The following is a 2,854-nucleotide window of genomic DNA, read 5'->3' on the forward strand; positions in this document are numbered from 1 at the left end:
GTATTGTAAGCTATTTAAAAGTATAAAAGGTACAAATACCTAAGAAATATATAAAAACATCAAAATAAAGCATTACACCACCAACAACCAAATAAAAACAATCAAAGGGAAGTATAGAAAAATTAAAGCCTATACTTCCCTTTTTTTAATTCAAACAAAGGAGAGATAAAACATGATAAACGAAGAAATAAGCAAAGAAGCAGGTCAAGCAGCACAAACTATAATAACATACACAATAAAGGCAGCAAAAGAATCAATCAACTTAGAAAAAGAAATAAGAAAAAAGATGAATGAAACTTTAGAAAAAGCAAATGGAAACCTAAAAAGCCTTATGGGAGATGAAATGAAAATAAAAGACTTATATAAAAAAGGACAACTAGAAAACATAAGCATAGATCAAAGCGACCTCAAAGACTTAAAAAAAGAACTAAACAAACTTGGAGTAAGTTTCTCAGTAATGAAAAACAAAGAAAGTAAAAACTATGAAATATTTTTCCAAGCCAAAGACATAAAAGTAATGGAATATGCCTTTAAACAAGTCATAGCCAAAGAAAATAAAAAAGAAAAAGAAAGTATCCTAAAACAAATAAAGAAATACAAAGACCTATCCAATAAAAAGGATAAGACAAAAGAAAAAGTCAAAAGGAAAGTAAAAGAAAAAGTAAAACCAAGTAAAAAAGATATGACCAGAGAAATCTAAGGGAGTAACGAAAAGTTACACCCTTAAATAACCACAATAACAAGACTTCCAAAAAGCAGAAGTCCAGAATTCCGAAAATCGGAAATCAAGAATTTCGATTATCGAAAATCAAGAAAGGAGCAGATATGGCAACAAACAAAAGATATTATTGGATAAAATTAAAAGAAGAATTTTTCACAGAAAATAAACAGAGGACATTGTCCTTAATGAGTCCAACCCATGTCCGACAAGAGATAGAGATAGAGAAAGATATAGAGATAGATAAAGAGAGAGAGTGAGAGATAGAAAAGATTTAATATTTTTGGTATAATTATAGAAATTAGGCTTTGAAAATATTATGGATAATTGGCTTAAGATCTGTAAGCTAAATGAAATAAAGAGAAAATGGCTACAAGTTGTAGCCCCAAAAATATATAGGAGGTGAATTTTGTGGCAGAGAAAAATAAGAAAATTGTAGTTATAGATGAAACTACAATTAAAAGTAAGATTTACTATATACGAAATCAAAGGATTATGCTTGATTTTGAGTTGGCTGAAATCTATGGGTATACAACGACAAGATTTAACGAACAAGTAAAAAATAATTCGGAGAAATTTGATGATGATTTTATGTTTCAGTTGACGAAATCAGAGTTTGAAAACTTGATATCGAAAAAATCGACATCAAGTTGGGGCGGTCGTAGAAAACTACCTTATGCTTTTACAGAGCAGGGTATTTATATGCTTATGACTGTATTAAGGGGAGAACTTGCCGTTAAACAGAGCAAGGCTTTAATACGAATGTTTAAGCAGATGAAAGACTTCATCATTGAAAACCAAGATTTTATCGGTTCAAAAGAATTAGTACAAATAGCAATTCAAACAAATCAAAACACAAATGATATCGCAAGGATAGATAGTAAGATTAACACATTAGCTACTAAAGAAGATTTGAAAAAGGTAATGGATAATTTTATAGACCCGGAAACATATAAACATTTCCTCTTGATGAATGGAGATAAGATAGAAGCTGATGTTGCCTATACAAAAATATATAAATCAGCAAAGAAAAGTATTTATGTTATAGATAACTATATAGGGCTTAAAACATTAGAACTTTTAAGAGCTGCAAGAGATAAGACTCAAATCATAGTCTTTAGCGATAATGTTAAAAACAAGGATATGCTTACAAAAAACATCTTAGATGATTTTAGAAAAGACTATCCTAATATAGACCTGAAACTGAAGATAGCAGGTAAAAAATATCACGATAGATATATAGCAATAGACTGTGGAACAGAAAATGAAGCCTTTTATCTTTGCGGAGCTTCGTCAAAGGATGCGGGAAATAAAATATCAAGTATTACCAAGATAGAAGAATCTTCTAAAGATATGTACCATGATATGTTTAGTAAGATGTTAAATAATGAAGACTTAAAAATTTAATATACAAAAATAAAAATCAAAATAATTTACGTAAGGCGGTAGAAGTAAAAACTATCGTCTTTTTTTATTTGAAGAAAGGTAGGAGAGCATGGCAGATAAAAGAATGTTTTCACTAAAGATAGTTGATAGCGACTTATTTTTGGATATGCCACTAAGTAGTCAATGTCTGTATTTTCATTTATCAATGAGGGCAGATGATGATGGTTTTGTAAATAATCCTAAGAAAATCATCAAAATTATCGGAGCTAATGAAGATGACCTAAAAATACTTATTGCCAAAGGCTTTGTGATAGTCTTTGATCAGGGAATTATCGTCATTACTCATTGGAAGATAAATAACTATATTAGAAAAGACAGATATAAGCCAACAATGTATATAGAGCAGAAACAACAGCTTTATCAGACGGAAAATGGAGCATATATTTCAGAAGAAAAAGTTGGTTGTCATCTGGTTAACCAAAGGTTGTCAAGTGGTCAACCCAGTATAGATAAGGGTAGATTAGATAAGGTTAGTATAGATAAGGGGAGAGAAGAACAGTCCACCCCCATCTTTTATGGAGAATTCAAAAATGTAAGGTTAAGCAAAGAAGAATACAAGAACCTTAAAGAAAAATTAAACTCACACACAGAAATAATGATAAATAAACTATCAAGATACATGAAAAGTAGTGGCAAGACCTATCAAAACCACTATGCAACAATCTTAAAATGGTATGAAGAAGATAAAGA

Annotated in this window: 4 protein-coding genes; all 4 read left to right on the forward strand. The window is 30.0% G+C overall.

All coding sequences use genetic code 11. From position 1 onward, the window contains the following. Positions 1-172: 172 nt before the first annotated feature. Positions 173-700, forward strand: coding sequence for a PcfB family protein (locus tag HMPREF2782_RS03055; protein WP_070640784.1), 528 nt, complete (start codon positions 173-175; stop codon positions 698-700). A 125-nt stretch (positions 701-825) separates the two neighbouring features. Then, positions 826-978 (forward strand): hypothetical protein, encoded by a 153-nt coding sequence (locus tag HMPREF2782_RS09475; protein WP_186821647.1) that lies wholly within the window; start codon positions 826-828, stop codon positions 976-978. Between the two features lie 151 nt (positions 979-1,129). After that, on the forward strand, positions 1,130-2,125 hold the full coding sequence (locus tag HMPREF2782_RS03060; RefSeq protein ID WP_070640786.1) for an ORF6N domain-containing protein: 996 nt from the start codon (positions 1,130-1,132) through the stop codon (positions 2,123-2,125). A gap of 88 nt (positions 2,126-2,213) precedes the next feature. Further along, on the forward strand, positions 2,214-2,854 hold a 641-nt coding region (locus tag HMPREF2782_RS03065; RefSeq protein WP_070640788.1), incomplete at its 3' end, for a replisome organizer.

The sequence above is a fragment of the Anaerococcus sp. HMSC068A02 genome (assembly GCF_001811125.1).
GTDB lineage: Bacteria > Bacillota > Clostridia > Tissierellales > Peptoniphilaceae > Anaerococcus > Anaerococcus vaginalis_C.

Coding starts and splice junctions, on each gene's coding strand:
- HMPREF2782_RS03055 (WP_070640784.1), top strand. CDS start 173: ATGATAAACGAAGAAATAAGCAAAGAAGCAGGTCAAGCAGCACAAACT.
- HMPREF2782_RS09475 (WP_186821647.1), top strand. CDS start 826: ATGGCAACAAACAAAAGATATTATTGGATAAAATTAAAAGAAGAATTT.